The sequence below is a fragment of the Roseibium sediminicola genome (genome assembly GCF_023156505.1).
GTDB classification, from domain to species: Bacteria; Pseudomonadota; Alphaproteobacteria; order Rhizobiales; family Stappiaceae; genus Roseibium; species Roseibium sediminicola.
In genome coordinates, this window is record NZ_JALNMJ010000002.1 from 213,780 (window position 1) to 230,078 (window position 16,299).

The 16,299-nt window shown below is 61.7% G+C and carries 13 protein-coding genes; 8 read left to right on the forward strand and 5 right to left on the reverse strand.

Annotated features, from left to right (window positions below; translation table 11 throughout):
• Window positions 1-93 precede the first annotated feature (93 nt).
• From M0H32_RS04025 to M0H32_RS04040, 4 genes are all read left to right on the forward strand, one after another.
• On the forward strand, window positions 94-2,454 hold the full coding sequence (locus M0H32_RS04025; protein ID WP_248150972.1) for a xanthine dehydrogenase family protein molybdopterin-binding subunit: 2,361 nt from the start codon (window positions 94-96) through the stop codon (window positions 2,452-2,454).
• Window positions 2,455-2,515: 61 nt separating this feature from the next.
• Window positions 2,516-3,316: an FAD binding domain-containing protein gene (locus tag M0H32_RS04030; RefSeq protein WP_248150975.1), complete on the forward strand. Its 801-nt coding sequence runs from the start codon at window positions 2,516-2,518 to the stop codon at window positions 3,314-3,316.
• 299 nt (window positions 3,317-3,615) lie between these two features.
• Window positions 3,616-5,364, forward strand: coding sequence for a type I secretion system permease/ATPase (locus M0H32_RS04035; protein ID WP_248150978.1), 1,749 nt, complete (start codon window positions 3,616-3,618; stop codon window positions 5,362-5,364).
• Window positions 5,365-5,366: 2 nt separating this feature from the next.
• On the forward strand, window positions 5,367-6,698 hold the full coding sequence (locus tag M0H32_RS04040) for an HlyD family type I secretion periplasmic adaptor subunit (protein WP_248150980.1): 1,332 nt from the start codon (window positions 5,367-5,369) through the stop codon (window positions 6,696-6,698).
• Between the two features lie 12 nt (window positions 6,699-6,710).
• Here M0H32_RS04040 and M0H32_RS04045 read toward each other — a convergent pair whose 3' ends face one another.
• The 5 genes from M0H32_RS04045 to M0H32_RS04065 are packed head-to-tail and all read right to left on the reverse strand — an operon-like array spanning window position 6,711 to window position 12,179.
• The gene (locus M0H32_RS04045; protein ID WP_248150982.1) at window positions 6,711-7,916 is read right to left on the reverse strand and encodes a molybdopterin molybdotransferase MoeA; all 1,206 of its coding nucleotides are present in this window, start codon (window positions 7,914-7,916) and stop codon (window positions 6,711-6,713) included.
• Window positions 7,916-8,428 carry a cyclic pyranopterin monophosphate synthase MoaC gene (gene moaC / locus M0H32_RS04050; RefSeq protein ID WP_248150994.1) on the reverse strand — a complete coding sequence of 171 codons (513 nt, stop codon included), beginning with the start codon at window positions 8,426-8,428 and terminating at the stop codon, window positions 7,916-7,918. The genes M0H32_RS04045 and moaC overlap by 1 nt, the downstream gene beginning before the upstream one ends.
• A 6-nt stretch (window positions 8,429-8,434) precedes the next feature.
• Complete coding sequence (gene trpC, locus M0H32_RS04055; RefSeq protein WP_248150997.1) at window positions 8,435-9,247, reverse strand: indole-3-glycerol phosphate synthase TrpC; 813 nt, start codon at window positions 9,245-9,247, stop codon at window positions 8,435-8,437.
• A gap of 3 nt (window positions 9,248-9,250) precedes the next feature.
• Window positions 9,251-10,264, reverse strand: a complete 1,014-nt coding sequence (gene trpD / locus M0H32_RS04060; protein WP_248151000.1) for an anthranilate phosphoribosyltransferase — start codon at window positions 10,262-10,264, stop codon at window positions 9,251-9,253.
• 22 nt (window positions 10,265-10,286) lie between these two features.
• On the reverse strand, window positions 10,287-12,179 hold the full coding sequence (locus M0H32_RS04065) for a peptidylprolyl isomerase (protein ID WP_248151002.1): 1,893 nt from the start codon (window positions 12,177-12,179) through the stop codon (window positions 10,287-10,289).
• Between the two features lie 230 nt (window positions 12,180-12,409).
• Between M0H32_RS04065 and tpiA the strand changes: the two genes are divergently transcribed.
• From tpiA to M0H32_RS04085, 4 genes are all read left to right on the forward strand, one after another.
• Window positions 12,410-13,168, forward strand: coding sequence for a triose-phosphate isomerase (gene tpiA, locus M0H32_RS04070; RefSeq protein WP_248151006.1), 759 nt, complete (start codon window positions 12,410-12,412; stop codon window positions 13,166-13,168).
• A 108-nt stretch (window positions 13,169-13,276) separates the two neighbouring features.
• A complete protein-coding gene (secG, locus tag M0H32_RS04075) occupies window positions 13,277-13,654 on the forward strand; it encodes a preprotein translocase subunit SecG (protein ID WP_248151009.1) in 378 nt (125 codons plus the stop codon).
• A 133-nt stretch (window positions 13,655-13,787) separates the two neighbouring features.
• Window positions 13,788-15,416 carry a CTP synthase gene (pyrG, locus tag M0H32_RS04080; protein ID WP_248151012.1) on the forward strand — a complete coding sequence of 543 codons (1,629 nt, stop codon included), beginning with the start codon at window positions 13,788-13,790 and terminating at the stop codon, window positions 15,414-15,416.
• A 24-nt stretch (window positions 15,417-15,440) separates the two neighbouring features.
• Window positions 15,441-16,265 (forward strand): VOC family protein, encoded by an 825-nt coding sequence (locus tag M0H32_RS04085; RefSeq protein WP_248151015.1) that lies wholly within the window; start codon window positions 15,441-15,443, stop codon window positions 16,263-16,265.
• Window positions 16,266-16,299 lie beyond the last annotated feature (34 nt).

Here is a 16,299-nt window from a genome sequence, read left to right on the forward strand (position 1 = left end):
CAAGATACGCCCGTCGGGCGGCCACCGGCAGAGCCGGTTGGAGGAGGATTTCCGGTCACGGCGGAACCGGACCAGATATTTGGGAGAGAATTCATGGCAGTAGAGGGGATTGGCGCCCGCGCCCTGCGCAAGGAAGACAAGCGCTTCATCACCGGCAAGGGCCGCTACACGGACGACATGACCATGCCCGGGATGGGCTTCGCGGCCTTTGTCCGCTCGCCACATGCCCATGCCAAGGTCACCGGCATCGATGCAAGCGCGGCCCTGGCTATGCCGGGTGTCGACGCTGTGCTTACTGGAGACCAGCTTATTGGCGACGGCATCGGCAACCTGATTTGTGGCTGGATGATCCATTCCAAGGACGGCTCGCCGATGAAAATGGGCGGCTGGCGCGCCCTGGAACCGGAAATCGTGCGCCATGTCGGCCAGGCGGTCGCCGTGGTCGTCGCCGACACCCAGGCCCAGGCCCGCGACGCGGCGGACGCTGTTGTCGTCGACTATGAGGAACTGCCGGCCGTGATTGATCCGCTGGCAGCGCTTGAGCCGGGCGCGCCGCAGCTTCATCCGGAGGCCGAAGGCAACCTGATCTACGATTGGGAGATCGGCGACGAAGCCGCTACCAACGCGGCATTCGAGAAGGCGGCCCATGTCACCCGCATGGAGATCCACAACAACCGCCTGGTTCCGAACGCAATGGAACCGCGCGCGGCTCTGGCGGGCTACGATGCAGCGGAAGAGCATTACACGCTCTACACCACCTCGCAGAACCCGCATGTGGCCCGTCTGGTGCTGTCGGCCTTTTATAACGTCGCGCCGGAACACAAGCTGCGCGTGATCGCGCCGGATGTCGGCGGCGGTTTCGGTTCAAAGATCTACATCTATCCGGAAGAAATGGTCTGCCTGTGGGCTTCCAAGCGGGTAGGACGTCCGGTCAAATGGGTCTCGGACCGCACCGAGGCCTTCCTGACGGATGCCCATGGCCGCGATCACCGCTCGGAGGCGGAACTGGCTCTGGACGCCGACAACAGGATTCTGGGGTTCCGGGTCAAGACGGTGGCCAATCTCGGCGCCTACATGTCGCTGTTCTCGTCGTCGGTGCCGACCTATCTCTACGCAACGTTGCTGTCGGGCCAGTATGACATCCCGGCGATCCACGCCAACGTGAAGACGGTCTATACCAACACCACGCCGGTGGATGCCTATCGCGGCGCAGGTCGTCCGGAAGCGACCTATCTTCTTGAGCGGGTGATGGAAACAGCGGCACGCGAGGTTGGCCTGTCTCCGGCCGAGTTCCGCCGCAAGAACTTCATCCGTACCTTCCCGCACCAGACGCCGGTGATCATGTGCTACGACGCCGGCAACTACGATGCGACGCTGGATGCGGCTCTGAAGGCCGCCGACTATGACGGTTTTGCCGCTCGCAAGGCTGAGGCCGCTTCGCGCGGCAAGCTGCGCGGCATTGGCCTGTCCTGTTACATCGAGGCCTGCGGCATCGCACCGTCGGCGGCCGTCGGGTCCCTGGGAGCCGGCGTCGGTCTCTGGGAATCGGCCGAGGTGCGGGTCAATCCGGTCGGCACGATCGAGGTGCTGACCGGTTCGCACAGCCATGGCCAGGGCCATGAGACCACCTTTGCCCAGCTGATCAGCGAACGCTTCGGCCTCGACACGGACGCCGTCTCGATCGTTCATGGCGATACCGACAAGGTACAGTTCGGCATGGGCACATACGGCTCCCGGTCTGGCGCCGTCGGCATGTCGGCGATCGTCAAGGCGCTCGACAAGGTCGAGGCAAAGGCCAAGAAGATTGCGGCGCATCTGATGGAGGCCGCCGAGGGCGACATCCAGATCGAGGGCGGCGAGTTGAAAGTGGCCGGCACCGACAAGAAGTTGAGCTTCACCGAGGTCGCGCTAGCCGCCTACACCGCCCACAACCTGCCGGAAGGCATGGAGCCGGGATTGAAGGAAGGTGCGTTCTACGACCCGACCAACTTCACCTTCCCGGCAGGCACTTATGTCTGTGAAGTGGAAGTCGATCCGGACACCGGCAAGACCGAGGTGGTCAGCTTCGTCGCCGCCGATGATTTCGGAAACATCATCAACCCGATGATCGTCGAAGGCCAGGTCCATGGCGGTATCACACAGGGCATCGGCCAGGCACTGCTGGAAAACGCGTCCTATGACGAGAACGGTCAGCTCCTGACGGCGTCCTACATGGACTATTGCATGCCGCGCGCCGACGACGTGCCGTCCTACCAGCTGTCCACCCATGTCACCGAATGCCCGGGCAACCCGCTCGGCATGAAGGGCTGCGGCGAGGCAGGTGCGATTGGATCGCCGCCGGCGGTGATCAACGCCATCACCGATGCCATCGGCAACAACGGTTTGTCCATGCCGGCTTCTCCGGAAAAGGTCTGGGCCCTGTGCCAGGCTGGCATGAGGCAGGCGGCCGAATAAACACTTTCGGGCGGGGGACCCCCGCCCATCCTGGAACAGACTTTTTCGGGGGAGACCCAACATGTATGAGACAAATTATCACCGCGCAGGTTCCGTTGCCGAGGCCGCGGAGAAAATGGCCGGCGCCGATGACGGCAAGTTTCTTGGTGGCGGTCAGACGCTGTTGCCGACCATGAAACAGCGACTGGCCGCGCCGTCCGATCTGATTGACGTCACCAAGATCGCCGAAATGAAAGGCATTTGCGCCGATGGCGACGGTGTCTCCATCGGAGCCGCGACAACCCATGCGGAAGTGGCAGGATCAGACCTTGTGAAACAGACCCTTCCTGGGTTGGCCTCCCTTGCGGGCGGCATTGGCGATCCAGCCGTTCGCCATATGGGCACGATCGGCGGGTCGATCGCCAACAACGATCCGGCGGCGGACTATCCGGCCGCTCTTGTCGCGCTCGGAGCCACGGTGATCACCAGCAAGCGTGAACTTGCCGCCGAAGACTTCTTCACCGGCATGTTCGAAACGGCGCTTGAGGATGACGAAGTGGTTGTCTCCGTCAAGTTCCCTGGAGCTGCCGCCAGCGCCTATGCTAAATATCCAAACCCGGCCTCACGCTATGCCATGGCGGGCGTCTTTGTGGCCAAGGGCAAGGATGGCGGCGTAAAGGTCGCCGTGACCGGAGCCGGCCAGGACGGGGTCTTCCGCATGTCGGCCATGGAAACGGCGCTTGCTGGGAATTTTTCTCCGGATGCGGTTGCCGGCATTGCACCGAATGCGGACGATCTCCTGTCTGATCTGCACGGTTCGGCCGCTTATCGGGCGAACCTGGTCACGGTGATGGCCAAGCGTGCGATTGCAGCGGCTGGATAAACAGCCTATACGAGAAAAGCTGGAGCCCGGCCGGGAAACGGCCGGGCTTTCTTGCTGGATTTTCAGCAGGTTCGACAAAAACTGTCATCTTACGTTCACGGGCAGTGGGCAGGTGACTAATGAGAAACAGCGACGACTTCCGGCCCGATCGCCTGTGGCGGATCGATAATTTCGCCGCAATGCAAAGTCACGTAGGCTCGAAAGGCGGGTGTTGTGACCGGTGGCACATTGTATCAGGTCGCTAACGGGCATATTCAGGGACCTGGCAATAGCCCGCAAATGGAGACCACGAGGAGCCGATGGCTGGAGCAAAACAACAACCGATGAAGCATAGCGGCGGGCGTGACAATCCGGTCTCCCAGGCGTTCCGGCCCGTTCGCACAGCCTTTTGGGGCGTTGCGCTGGTCAGTTTCGTCATCAACATCCTGATGCTGACCGGACCCGTCTTCATGCTTCAGGTGTATGACCGTGTTCTGGCCAGCGGCTCCGTGCCGACACTCGTGGTGATCGGTTCCCTCGCGATTGTGCTCTACGTATTCTACGGCCTTCTGGAAGGGGTGCGCGGCCGCATTCTGGCCAGGCTCGGCCAGCGGGTCGATGCCAGGTTGTCCGGGATTGTCTACAGGGTCTCCAACAGCCTGCCCATTCGTCTCGGCAGTAGAGCCGCCAAGCTCCGGCCGGTGCAGGACCTGGATACGGTGCGCCAGTTTCTCTCGGGACCCGGACCGGCGGCGATTTTTGATATTCCCTGGCTGCCGCTTTACCTCGGCATCGTGTTCCTGTTCCATCCCTTGCTCGGCGTTGTCGGGCTCGGCGGCGCGCTCGTGATTTCCGTGCTGATCGGCCTGAATGAAATGATGTCGCGCGGACCATCGGAAGAGGCGGCCGGACATGCGGGCCGGCGCGCTGCCGAGATCGAAATGGGGCAGCGGAATTCCGAAGTGCTGACCGCCATGGGCATGCAGGACGCCTTGACTGGCAAATGGAATGCACAGAACGGCGACTACCTGGCAACACAGCGCCGCGCGGCCGACCGTACAGGACTGTTCGGCACGGCCATCAAGACCATCCGCTTTGTTCTGCAATCGGCTATCCTGGGTGTGGGCGCCTGGCTTGCCATCAAGCAGGAGATCAGCCCGGGTGTCATGATCGCTGCTTCGATCATGACCTCGCGCGCGTTGTCACCGATCGAGCAGGCCGTTGCTCAGTGGCGCGGCTTTGTCGCCAGCCGTCAGGCCCTGAAACGGCTCCGGGAAGTGCTCCAGGTCGCGGAAGCAGAACCGGAAAAAATGGACCTGCCGATGCCCAAGGAGAAACTCACCGTGGAACAGGTGTTCTGCGGTCCCTTCGGCGAGGCCATGCCATACGTGCAGAATGTGTCCCTGGAACTGCAGGCCGGGGATGGCCTTGGCATTATCGGGCCTTCCGGTTCAGGAAAATCGACCTTTGCCCGGGCTTTGGTTGGAGCGACTCCGGCCCTTAAAGGGGTGATCCGCTATGACGGCGCCGAGCTCGGCCAGTGGCCAAGCGGCCGTCGCGGTGAATTCATAGGGTATCTGCCGCAGGACCTGCAATTGTTCGACGGCACGATTGCGGACAATATCGCCCGGTTCAGCACCAACGCTTCGCCGGACATGATCATTCAGGCCGCGAAGCTCGCCGATGTGCATGACCTGATCGTCGGTCTTCCCGAGGGCTACAACACGGTGATCGGCCGCACCGGCCGTCTGCTTTCCGCCGGGCAAAGACAGCGTATTGCATTGGCCAGGGCCCTTTATGGTGACCCGTTCCTGGTTGTGCTCGATGAGCCGAATTCCAATCTGGACGCGGAAGGCGAGGGCGCTCTGACCGGCGCCATCAAGGCCATGCGTGAAAAAGGCTCCATCGTCGTGATCATTGCACACCGACCGAGCGCGATTGCGACGGTCGACAAGATCCTGTGCCTGAAGGACGGCAAGATGGCTGGCTTTGGGCCGAAGGAAGAAGTGCTCAGGCAAGTGGTTCAGCCGGTGCAGCAACAGCGCGCCGTGGTTGGCACGGGACGGTGATGATGTCGAAAAACAAAAACGCAGACGTGACGGCGAAACCGCAATCCGACCCCGATCAGGAGCTGCGCCAGACCGTGCGCAATCATCTCCTGTTCGCCCTGTTTCTGGCGCTGTTGGTGGTTGGCGGCATCGGTGGCTGGGCCACCTTTACGGAGATTTCCGGCGCAGTGGTCTCTTCCGGAACCATTGTCGTGGAGACCAATACCAAGCATGTTCAGCACCGCGAAGGCGGTATTGTCCGGCAGATCCGCGTCAAGAACGGCGACACGGTGGAAGCCGGCGACCTTTTGATCAGCCTGGACGATACGGTCACGCGTGCCAATCTGGCGGTGATCACAAAGCAGCTGACAGAGCTGACGGCCCAGGAATACAGGCTCGAGGCGGAACGCGATGATCTGCCCACGATCGACTGGCCGGAAGAACGTAAGCGAGACCTGGGCGATATCGAACGCGGCCAGCAGCTGCTGCTGGAAGCGCGCCGAAATTCCAAGGACGGGCGCAAGAACCAGCTGGAAGAACAGATCCGCCAGTTCAACAAGCAGACCGAGGGCCTTCAGGCCCAGGTCGATGCCAAGGATTCCGAAATTGAGTTGATTGACGAAGAACTGGCCGATCTCGGGGGGCTGCTCAACAAACAGCTGGTCTCCAAGAGCCGTGTGACCGGTTTGCGCCGTGAAAAGGCGCGCCTGTCGGGGGAATATGGCGATCTGATCGCCCAGATCGCCCGCACCAAGGAAGCGATCAGCGAGCGGCGTATCCAGATCCTGCAGATCGAGGAATCCTATCGCGCCGAAGTGCTGGAACAGTTGCAGGAAGTCCGCTCGCGCATTGCCCAGCTGGAAGAACAGAAGATCGCGGCGGAGGACGAATTGACCCGTGTCGACATTCTGGCGCCCAGAAACGGGTATGTGCACCAGTTGTCCGTGCACACGATCGGCGGCGTGATAGCCCCGGGCGAAACCGTCATGCAGATTGTGCCGCGCGAAGACCAGCTGATCGTGGAGACGCAGGTGCGTCCGGTGGATATCGACCAGATGTCACCTGGGCAGAAGGCGCGAATCCGCTTTCCGAGCTTCGATCAGCGGACCACGCCGGAATTGACCGCCCAGCTTCTGACGGTATCGGCGGACCTCAACGAGGATGAGCGCACCGGCAACAGCTACTATGTAGCGCGCCTTTTGATCGACGAGGAGGAACTCAGCAAGCTCGGAGAAAAGGTCCTGGTTCCCGGAATGCCTGTCGAGACATTCTTGCAGACCGGCGATCGCACTGTGCTGAGCTACCTGGTGAAACCTGTCACCGACCAGATCGCACACGCGCTCAGGGAGCAATGACGCTCCGAAACGTCATAAAACCAGGATGGGAACGTCCGCACCGGCCTCTAGCGCCGGTGCGTGCGGTGCGCGGATGATCAGGGCGCCCGAACTGGCCAGAAGGTTCAGCATGGAACTGTCCTGCCTGCCAAACGGGGTAACGCGCAACCGGCCGTCTTCGTCCTCAGAAAGCGTTGCCCGCACATAATCCTGCCGGCGATCGTTTTCCGGCAGCGACGCGCCGAGAACAGCCGATTGCGACCGTCCTGTTGCTTCCGGCTGGCCGAGCATCCTGTGAATCAGCGGTTTCAAAAACAACAGCCCGCAGACCAGGCTGGAGACCGGATTGCCAGGCAATCCGAGCACCTTGGTGGTGCCGAGCCGTCCGGCCATGAGCGGTTTTCCGGGGCGCATGGCGATGCGCCAGAAAGCCAGATCCATGCCTTCCTTGCCGAGGACCTCCTGAACCAGATCGTGGTCGCCGACGGACGCACCGCCAAGTGTGACCAGGATGTCGGCCTTGGCGGTGAGCGCGTCGCGCACATGACCGGCCAATGTCACCGGGTCATCGGGTGAAATGCCGAGGTCGACCGGCTCGCCGCCGCAATCCTCGACCATGGCCGCGATGCCGGCATGGTTGGAGGCAATGATCTGGTCAGGGCCAGGTTCGGTGCCGGGCCGGACCAGCTCGTCACCGGTCGCCAGGATGGCCACTTTCGGCCGTTTCCGGACCGGAAGCACCGCATGGTTCATGGCGGCCGCCAGCGCCAGGTGGCGATAGGACAGTTTCAGCGGCGGTTCCAGAAGAACAGCGCCCTTGGCAAAGTCCAGTCCGGCAGGGCGCACGAATGCCCCGGAGCGGGGGGCTTCCAGTACGGTGATCGTGTCGCCGTCGCGTCTGGCATCTTCCTGGATCAGGATCGTGTCTGCACCGGCGGGAACAGGCGCGCCGGTGAATATCCGCACCGCCTGTCCCGCCGCTACGGTGCCTGAAAATCCGTGTCCGGCCGGCGCTTCGCCGATCACGTCAAGCTTTGTCGCCTTGCCGGCAAGATCCTGATGGCGAATGGCATACCCGTCCATGGCGGATGCCGGAAAGGGTGGTTGTGTCCGTGTCGAGGCGAGGGGAGCCGCCAGAATACGCCCATTGGCCTCCGCGAGCGGGACGTGTTCCACGTCGGTCCGGGTCACATCGGAAAGCAGTTTTTGCAGCGCTTCGGCAACAGGCATAAGGCTCATCAGGTACCGCCCTGGCTGCCGTCTTTCGCGATCGTCCAGTGTCCTGACTTGCCACCGGCCTTCTCCAGAAGACGGATGTCGCCGATCACCATGCCGCGATCCACGGCCTTGGCCATGTCATAAATCGTCAGGCAGGCGAGGGAACAGGCTGTCAGGGCTTCCATCTCAACACCGGTCTGGCCGCTGACCTTGGTCGTCGCCGTGACGATCAGGCCGGGCAGGGCTTCGTCCACCTCGATATCGACGGTGACCTTCGACAGCATCAGCGGATGGCACAGCGGGATCAGCTCGTGGGTTCGTTTTGCGGCGAGAATGCCCGCCAGACGGGCGGTGCCGATGACATCGCCCTTCTTGGCATTGCCGGAGCGGATCAGATCGAGTGTTTCGGTCCGCATGGTGACGGATCCGCGGGCGGTCGCGATCCGGTGGGTCACGGCTTTCTCGGAAACGTCCACCATGTTGGCGGCGCCGGCCTCGTCCAGATGCGTAAGCTTGGGGTCCTGGTCGCCCATCTCCGTTTAGACCGCCTGCGAGAGGGCCGGGCGGGCCAGCAAGTTCTTCGTCGCCGCAGCGACGTCGTCCTGACGCATCAGGCTCTCGCCGATCAGGAACGTGGAAATGCCAACCTTGTTCATGCGCGCAAGATCCGCCGGAGTGAACAGGCCGGATTCTCCGACAACGATGCGCTCGTCCGGGATTTGCGGTGCCAGTTCTTCACTGGTTTCCAGCTTGGTCTCGAAGGTCTTCAGATTGCGGTTGTTGATGCCGAGCAGCGGTGAACTCAACTTGAGCGCCCGCTCCAGTTCCGAAGCGTTGTGCACTTCCAAAAGGACATCCATGCCGAGCTCAAAGGCCGTGTCCTCAAGCGCCCTGGCGGTGTCGTCATCGACAGCGGCAAGGATGATCAGGATACAGTCGCCACCCCAGGCGCGGGCTTCAAAGACCTGGTAGGTGTCATAAAGGAAATCCTTGCGCAGGGCGGGCAGGTTGACGGCGGCGCGGGCCGCGGCCAGGAATTCGGGCTTGCCCTGGAAGGAAGGCGTGTCCGTCAGCACAGACAGGCAGGCCGCGCCGCCGTCTTCATAGGCCTTGGCGAGGAGCGGGGGATCGAAATCTTCCCGGATCAGTCCCTTTGAGGGGCTGGCCTTCTTGATTTCCGCTATCAGCGCGTAGTTGCCTTTGGCATGCCTGGCTTCGATCGCCTTTTGAAAACCGCGCGGTGCGGACGCGTCCGAAAGCCGAGCCTTCAGCTCGACCAGGGGAACGGCAGCCTTGGCGGCAGCGATCTCGTCGCGCTTGTAGGCTTCGATTTTTTGAAGAATGTCGGCCATGAATTATCCGTTGGACGCCGCTACCAGTTTTTCCAGTGTGGCGGCTGCGTCGCCGCTGTCAATGGCGCTCGCGGCCATCACGACACCGGCTTTCAGATCGCCGACCTTGTCGGCCACAACCAGCGATGCGGCGGAGTTGAAGAGAACAATGTCGCGATAGGCGTTTTTGGCACCCGCCAGCACGTCCCGAAGGGCTTTGGCATTTTCAGAGGGCAAGCCGCCCTTGAGGTTTTTCGGGTCGGCCAGAGGCAAACCGACGTCCTGCGGCGAAATCTCGAAGGATCTGAGGGAACCGTCCTTCAGTTCGCAGACATGGGTCGGACCGGTGGTTGTGATTTCGTCCATGCCGTCGGAGCCATGAACGACCCAGGCTTTTTCGGAGCCGAGTTCCTTGAGGGCCTCGGCGACGGGTTCCACCCATCTGCGGGCAAACACCCCGACCATCTGCCGCTTGGCACCGGCGGGATTGGTCAGCGGCCCCAGCAGGTTGAAAATCGTTCTTGTACCGAGTTCCATGCGGGTCGGGCCGACATGTTTCATGGCTGCATGATGCAGCGGCGCGAACATGAAGCCGATACCGGCCTTGCGGATGCAGTCCGCGATCTTGGCGGCGTCGATATCAATATTGACGCCGAGTTCCGAGAGGGCTTCGGCCGCGCCCGATTTGGATGAGAGCGACCGGTTGCCGTGTTTGGCGATTGGCACGCCGCAGCCGGCCACAACAATCGCGGTGCAGGTCGAGATGTTGTAACTGCCGGAATTGTCGCCGCCGGTGCCGACGATGTCCATCACCTTCTCGGATGTCTGAACCGGGATCATCTTGGAGCGCATGGTGGCGACCGCGCCGGTCACTTCGGCAATGCTCTCGCCACGGACGCGCAGGGCCATCAGGAAGCCGCCAAGCTGCGAGGGCGTCGCGGAGCCCGACAGGATCACCTCGAAGGCCTCCCGTGCCTCGTCCGGGCTTAGGGCATGGCCGTCGGCGACCTTGGCAATGAGGTCCTTGAATGTGCTCATATTCTCATCCCACCGCTTCAGGTCAGTTGTTGTCCAGCCCGAGAACCCGGCCGACACCGGCATTGTTGATTTCAACGCCGGCCTTGTTTTCACGGTCTGCGACAAACTGACCAAGCAGTGTGTCCTGGAGCTGCTGCGAGACCTGGGCCTCCAGGGCGGCGACCTGCTGCGATGACGGGTCAAACTCCGGCACGGACGCACCGCTGACCTTCAGGACCACGCGTCCGCTGTTATCGGCGGTGGCGGTCGAGGCGGCTTTGCCGACCGGACCGCTGAAGACCGCGCCGATCGCTTCCCGGCCAAGGTCGCCGGACGGCGTGTTGCGAGTCAGTCCTTGTGCGTTTTTCACCTCAAGACCCGTTTCCGCAGCCAGTGCGAAGAGCGGCGTACCGTTATCCACCCTGGCGAGGAGGTCTGCGGCAGTGTCATTGAGCCGCTTTGCCAGTTCGGCTTGCTTCCAGGCATCGATCACGTCTTGCCGGACTTCATCCAGGGTGCGATCGCGGGCAGGGGTCACCTCGGTGACCTCGTACCAGAGAAAGCCCTGGTCACCCGCCTGCAGAACGTCGTTCTCGATGCCGACATCGCTGTCGAAAGTGCCGGCAACAAGGCCGTCGGCCTCCGGCAGTTTGACCGCCTTGCCATCGATCCCGAGGCCCGAAGCGTCGAAAGCCGCGGGCGTCTCCACCGTCAGCGAGAAGCGTTCGCCGACTTCGTCCAGCAGAGCACCGCCAGCGCGGGCGTCTTCAATTTCGTCCAGGAGATCAAGAATTTCCCGCTCCGCCTGTTCCCGGGCGAGCTCGGTGACGATCTGCTCCTTGACCTCTTCGAAAGGCTGCGTGCTCTCCGGCAGGATATCTTCGACATTGACAATCACAGTGGAAAACCGGCCATCGACCGCGCCGCTGGTTGCGCCTTTTTCCAGCGAGAAAACGGCGTCGCTGATTGCTTCATCGAGGAAATCGCTCTTTGCCATCAGGCCGAGCGTGACATCGTTGCTGGTCAGATTGCGCTCGGTCATGAGCTCGTCAAAAGTCTTGCCGCCGGCCAGTTCGGCTGCCGCAGCCTTGGCTTCCTCTTCATTGGGGAAGGACATCTGGCGAACCTTGCGGCGCTCGGGCTGGAAAAAGTCCTCCGCGCGCAGCTCGTATTCCGCCCTGGCATCGTCCTCGGAAATGTCGCCCGGCCGTGCAAGCGTGGTCGGGGTCAGTTCCATGACCTTGACCGCTCGATATTCGGGAGCCCGGAAATTGGCGAGGTTTTCCTCGAAATAGGCTGCAAGGGCATCTTCGGCCGGATCTTCAATCACTCCGATATAGTCCGGGGTGATCAACAGATAGTCGGCGGAGCGGGTTTCACGCTGGTAGGCATCGAACGCCTGCAGATAGGCTGCCGGAGCCTTCATGCCGCCGACAAGACCTTCCGCCAGCTGTCCGCGTTCGGCCACCTTGCGCCGTTCAACCACATACTCGTCTTCGCGATAGCCGTTGGACTGAAGCACTTGCTGAAGGCGGTTCCGGTCGTAACGGCCGTTGACACCCTGAAAAGCCGGGTCCGTTTGAATGATCCTGGCAAGTCGCTCGTCTGAGACGCCCAGTTTGATAACCTTGGCGGTATCGTTCAAGGCGGCTTCGGCAATGAGTTTGCCGAGTGTCTGCTGCGGTATGCCCAATGTTGCGCCTTCCGCTGGTGTCAACGGGCGGCCGAACTGCTGGCTGACGCGGTTGAGATCCTGCCGGTAGACCCGGTCGAGGTCGAAAAGCGTGATTTCCGTGTCTCCGACCTTGGCCGCGGTGTTCTGCCCGACACCGGTAAGAAAGCCGCTAATGCCCCAGACAGCGAAGCTCAGGATCAACAGAGCAATAAACAGTTTGGCAACCCAGGTGCCGGCGCCCTTGCGCAGCGCGTCAAGCATGACGTCTCCAGTATTCTTATCAATTCCGCAGCCGGTCAAACGGCTCACCAAAGCACCGGCCCAGGCCGGAGCGGGCGGATCATAAAGACGCGGCGCTCTTGCCGCAAGGCGGGCATAGACAAACTTCTCCAGCGAAATGTGTTTTCCCGTCTTCAGGGAGATTGCATGGTACCATCGCTTCTGCTCTATAAGCGGCGACTGACGAAAAACGCTGCGGGAGACACCGAGAAATGAGCGCACAGATCAAGCCGCTGGTGGCCGGAAACTGGAAAATGAACGGCCTGAAGGCCAACCAGTCGGAATTCTACAAGATGATTGCCGGGATCTCCGAAGATCTGGCGGATCAAGTAGACGCAATGATCTGTGCTCCGGCAACATTGCTGGCAACGCTCGCCGACAAGGCCGGCAACGGTGCGATGTCGGTCGGCGGACAGGATTGCCACGCGGCGGTATCGGGTGCCCATACCGGCGATATTTCGGCTGAGATGCTGGCCGATGCCGGTGCCAGGGCTGTCATTGTCGGTCATTCGGAGCGCCGCACCGATCATGGCGAAGGCGATGAAGACGTCAATGCCAAGGCTCAGGCGGCCTGGCGCGCCGGCCTGATCGCGATCATCTGCGTTGGCGAAACCGAAGCGGAACGCAAGGCCGGTCAGGCCATCGATGTGGTGGCGCGTCAGCTGGATGGCTCCGTGCCCGACGGCGCCACGGCCGCGAACACTGTGATTGCCTATGAACCGGTCTGGGCGATCGGAACGGGTTTGACCCCGACAGCGGGCGATGTGGAAGAAATGCACAAGGCAATGCGGGACAATCTCGAGGCCCGGTTCGCGTCTGAAGGTGCTGCCATGCGTCTACTTTACGGCGGCTCGGTGAAGCCCGGAAACGCCAGGGAACTGATGGCGGTTGCCAATGTCGACGGCGCCCTTGTGGGCGGTGCCAGCCTGAAGGCCGACGACTTCCTGGGCATTCTCGACGCCTATTCGTGACGGGCGCTCTTGAAGCTTCTGTGACGAAGGCGCAATTGAAGGGTGGAAAGCTGGCGGCGTCTGGTGTAGAAGGCCGCCAATCTTGAATTCAATACAGAATGGCGTTCGATGGAAACCGTAGTCATCGTAATCCACCTGATGGTCGTCTTGGCCCTGGTGCTAGTTGTCCTCCTGCAGCGTTCCGAAGGCGGCGCGCTCGGCATTGGCGGCGGCGGTGGTGGCGGCCTGATGTCCAGCCGTGGAACGGCTAACATTCTGACCCGGGCGACGGCTTTGCTCGCGGTTGCCTTCTTTATCACGTCTCTGGCGCTCAGCCTGATCGCCAAGAATCAGGAACGTCCGGGTTCGATCCTGGATGCGGTCCCGGCGGCCACCGACGGCGCGAGCGCTCCGGTCACTTCGACCGAGGGCGGTTCCGGCGGCATCCTCGATTCGCTGCAGCAACAGAGCGAACCTTCCGGACCGCAGGTCCCGGCCGCGCAGTAACGCGGCCGCACGGGCCGAGAGGCCCATTCACCTGACATATGCCCTGCGGCTGATTTCGCAGGGCATTTTTATGTGTTGAGAACGCAACTCCCGAGTGGCCAAATCGCCCTCGGCAAGGATATGGTATTGGTCCATGGCGCGATATATTTTCATCACTGGCGGCGTGGTTTCCTCGCTTGGCAAAGGTCTTGCTTCCGCGGCCCTGGGCGCATTGCTCCAGGCGCGGGGTTACAAGGTCCGTCTCCGCAAACTCGATCCCTATCTCAATGTCGATCCGGGCACGATGAGCCCGTATCAGCATGGCGAATGTTTCGTCACCGATGACGGGGCTGAAACGGATCTGGATCTCGGTCACTACGAGCGGTTCACGGGACGTCCTGCCAACCAGCAGGACAACATCACCACCGGCCGCATCTACCAGGACATCATCGCCAAGGAGCGGCGCGGGGACTATCTCGGCGGTACGGTCCAGGTGATTCCGCATGTGACCGACGCAATCAAGAACTTCGTTCTCGACGGCAATGAAGGCTATGACTTCGTTCTTGTCGAAATCGGCGGCACGGTCGGAGACATCGAAGGCCTGCCGTTCTTCGAGGCGATCCGTCAGCTCGGCAACGACCTGCCGCGCGGCGATGTGGTCTATGTGCATCTGACGCTGATGCCTTATATTCCGAGCGCCGGCGAGATGAAGACCAAGCCGACCCAGCACTCGGTCAAGGAGCTGCGCTCGATCGGCATTCAGCCTGACATCCTGATGGTGCGCTGCGATCGCCCGATCCCGGAAACCGAAAAACGCAAGCTGTCTCTGTTCTGTAACGTGCGCGAAAGCGCCGTCATTCCGGCCTATGACGTCAAGTCGATCTACGATGTGCCGATCGCCTATCACAAGGAAGGTCTCGACGACGAAGTGCTGGCCGCCTTCGGGCTGAAGGGTACGCCAGCACCGGTGCTGGACCGCTGGCAGGGCATTTCGGAAGCGGTCGCCAATCCGGAAGGCGAGGTCAAGATCGCCATCGTCGGCAAATACACCGTTCTGAAGGACGCCTATAAGTCGCTGATCGAGGCCCTGGTTCATGGCGGCATCGCCAACCGGGTCAAGGTCGACTTCGACTGGATCGAATCGGAAACCTTCGAAAAGGAAGATCCGAGCCCCTATCTGGAAGGTGTGCATGGCATTCTGGTGCCGGGCGGCTTTGGCGAGCGTGGCGCGGAAGGCAAGATCGCGGCGGCACAATTCGCACGCACCCGCAATATTCCCTATTTCGGCATCTGTTTCGGCATGCAGATGGCGGTGCTTGAGGCGGCCCGCAATCTCGCCGGGATCGCGGATGCCAATTCGACCGAATTCGGCCCGGCCAAGGAGCCGGTGGTCGGCCTGATGACCGAATGGACCAAGGGCAATCAGAAGGAAGTGCGTGGCGAGGACGGCGATCTCGGCGGCACCATGCGCCTCGGCGCCTATCCAGCAGCTCTCAAGCCCGGTTCCAAGATCGCGGAAATCTACGGCGCGACAAATATTTCCGAGCGACACCGGCACCGCTACGAGGTCAATATCGGCTATCGGGAACAGCTCGAGAAATGCGGCCTGATATTCGCCGGCACCTCGCCGGACGGGGTTCTGCCGGAAACAGTTGAGATTGCCGGCCATCCCTGGTTTGTCGGAGTGCAGTATCACCCGGAACTGAAATCCAGGCCGTTCGAACCGCATCCGCTGTTCGCGTCCTTCATCGGCGCCGCCGTTCAGCAAAGCCGTCTGGTTTAAAGCGTTTGTCCGGGGGGAATGGCCATGCTGCGCGGACTTGATCACCTCGTTGTTGCGGTGAAGGATCTGGATGCCGCTGGCCGGGCCTGGTCGGATCTCGGTTTCACGGTGACCCCTGTCAACCGGCATGCCTGGGGCACCGCCAACCGGCTGGTGCAGCTGGACGGTTTTTTCGTCGAACTCCTGACCGTGGCCGAGCCGGAAAAGATCCCAGCAGCCACGGAGACCGCGTTTTCCTTCGGTGCGTTCAACCGGGATTTCCTGGCGAAACGGGAAGGGGTCAGCATGCTGGTGCTGGACAGCACGGGGCCGGACGCCGACCGCGCCGCGTTCGAAAAGGCAGGGTTGCACCTGTTCGAGCCGTTTTCCTTTGAACGGGTTGCCAATCTGGCCGACGGTTCAACGGCAAAAGTCGGCTTCGACCTTACCTTCGCCGCCGATCCGCTCAGCCCGGGAATTGGCTACTTCACCTGCTACAACCGCTTTCCGGAGAACTTCTGGAAAGCCGATTTTCAGCGTCATGACAATGGAGCAAAAGGTCCGGTGTCGGTCTGTCTGGTGGCCGCCGATCCCTCCGACCATCACGAATTTCTTGGCGGTTTCACCGGCCAGAGGGAAATGCGGGCGACCAGCCTTGGCCTGGAGCTGAAGACGGCACGCGGCACCATTCAGGTGTTGACACCCACAGGTTTTGAAGCCCTGGCCGGTCACCAGGCCCTGGCTGCCCTTAGTGGCGACCTGCCGCAGATCGCGGCTCTTGAGATTGCCTGCAAGGGCCTAGATGAACGCCGGATCGTGCCGGCGGACCGGCTTTTTGGGCTGACACTGATCCTGTCGCCGGCCGGTTAACGCTGTTCTCAACTTGGCCGGGTTGGTTGTGGGT